General features: G+C 55.2%; 2 protein-coding genes and 1 tRNA gene. 2 read left to right on the top strand and 1 reads right to left on the bottom strand.

The window, feature by feature from the left end; all coding sequences use genetic code 11:
- Positions 1-37 precede the first annotated feature (37 nt).
- The gene (locus tag HMPREF9098_RS02800) at positions 38-565 is read left to right on the top strand and encodes a hypothetical protein (protein ID WP_040564210.1); all 528 of its coding nucleotides are present in this window, start codon (positions 38-40) and stop codon (positions 563-565) included.
- A gap of 88 nt (positions 566-653) precedes the next feature.
- Here HMPREF9098_RS02800 and HMPREF9098_RS02795 read toward each other — a convergent pair whose 3' ends face one another.
- Positions 654-1,724, bottom strand: a complete 1,071-nt coding sequence (locus HMPREF9098_RS02795) for an AI-2E family transporter (protein ID WP_370889891.1) — start codon at positions 1,722-1,724, stop codon at positions 654-656.
- A gap of 181 nt (positions 1,725-1,905) precedes the next feature.
- On the opposite strand from HMPREF9098_RS02795, the gene HMPREF9098_RS02790 reads away from it, so the two are divergent.
- Positions 1,906-1,978: transfer RNA gene (locus HMPREF9098_RS02790), tRNA-Thr, on the top strand.
- Positions 1,979-2,023 lie beyond the last annotated feature (45 nt).

Raw genomic sequence — 2,023 nt, 5'->3', positions numbered from 1 at the left:
TTGGACAGTATTCCGAACGATCCGAAAGGAAAAAGAAATGTTGCTGACACGTCTCGCCGCCCTATGCCTGACCGCCGCCCTATGCGCCTGCGGCGGCACACAAACCGAAACCCCATCCCAACCGGAAAAACCGGCGGCAGCCCCGGCCTCGGAAGCATCTGCTTCCCCTGCCGCGCCGTCTGAAAACACCGCTGCCGCCTCATGGAAAACGGCCGCCGAATTTCGCGCGCCCAACGGTTTGCGCTACCTCTATGTCGTCATCGACACCCCCGCAACACGTGATGACCTGATTGCGGTTGCGGGCGACATACACCGCAAAGAACCCGATGCATGGCTGTTTTTATTGGATGCCGAAGAAAAAATACCCGAAATGTTGGCGGCTAACCGTAGCGGCGATATGTCTTCCTTCCCGGCCGAATGGGTCAAACAACATTTGTCGGGCAGTACGTCGCTGATGCTGATGCCCGACGGAAAACGCCGATGGGCCGTATTTGAAGGCCAATCGCGCAGCGAGCCGATTGCTGAACTGCCCTGCATAGAAGGACAGGGGATGTGTACTGATTAGGTTTGCGTCATCCCCAAACACAAATTCTGCCGTATCCACCGAAAAGGCCGTCTGAAAATATGTTTTCAGACGGCCTTCCCCTATCCCCTCAAATCAATCCGGCCTGCTTCAACTCGTTTTTCAGATAAGCATAATAAACCGGCGCGATGATGATGCCGCCGATGCCGAAAATCCGCTCGAACACCACCATTACCAGCAGTAATTCCCACGCACTCGATTCGATTTCCGAACCGATAATCTTCGCATTCAAAAAATACTCCAGCTTGTGCACCACCACCAAAAACATCAGCGAGGCCGCCGCCACATACAGCGACGCACCCAAGCTCAAAATAATAATCACCGTATTGGATACCAGATTGCCCGCCACCGGCACCAGCCCCACCACAAACGCAATCACCAAAACAGTGAGGCGGAAGGGCAGCTCCACTCCGAACGCGGGCAGAATCAGATAAAGGTACACGGCGGTAAAGGCCGTATCAATCAGAGAAATCTTCACCTGCGCGATAAACACACGCTCGAAGCTGCTTTGGAAATTGACGATGCGCCGCACCAGCTCCGCCTTGAAGGGTGGCATCCGGCGGCGTTTCATACGGGCGTTTAGACGGTGGAAACTGAGCAGCGCGCCGACAATCACACCGATGATGATGTAAACAAACACCGTCAGACTGTTTTTACTGATGCGCGTCAGCGTATCGCCATACTCCTTCAGCAGCCTGGCCGCCGCCGTTTTGATTTCGGCCAGATTGTTCGGCAGCATATTGGCCACCGATGCCGGCAGGTCGGCACTGTTTTTCGTATCCTCGATAATCGCCGCCAGCTTGCCCATCATCACCGCGATATGGCCGCCTTGAATCAAGTGGTACACGCCGAACGCCATCAGCACAATCGCCAGTAACACCAAGCCTATGGTCAGCGTGGCCGACAACAGATTGACATTATGCGCGTTCAGCGAGCGGCGCAGGAAGGCATTGCGCCGAAACAGCCGGCGGCGGAACCACAAAATCAGGCCGTTGGTGCGGGTAATGAAGATATAGGTCAGAATAACCGACAGCAGCAGCGGCAGGAAATGAAAATGCAGCACGGCCAACAGTGCGGCGGCAGTGAGAAAATAGGACACCGTGCGGAGTTTCGGCGTATCGGCGGGAATGCGGGTCGTCATATCAATCGTTTCGTTTGGAATACAGTCAGGCCCGGCCATGCGGGCGGGCAGGCATTATACCGCGTACAGGCCGTCTGAAAGCAGGGTTGCCGACACCGTTTTCAGACGGCCTCACATGCGGACGGCGGGAACAGCTGTTGTCATACGGTCTGATTGTGTATATGATAACGACCGTCGTGCCGCTGTAGCTCAGTCGGTAGAGCAGCGCATTCGTAACGCGAAGGTCGGGGGTTCGATTCCCTTCTCCAGCACCATTTCTACCGATAAAAGGCCGTCTGAAAAATGGTTTTCAGACGGAG

Origin of the sequence: Kingella denitrificans ATCC 33394, from assembly GCF_000190695.1 — a bacterium.
GTDB classification, from domain to species: Bacteria; Pseudomonadota; Gammaproteobacteria; order Burkholderiales; family Neisseriaceae; genus Kingella_A; species Kingella_A denitrificans.
The sequence above is the reverse complement of the archived record's forward strand: the minus strand, read 5'-3'. Positions and strand labels throughout refer to the sequence as shown.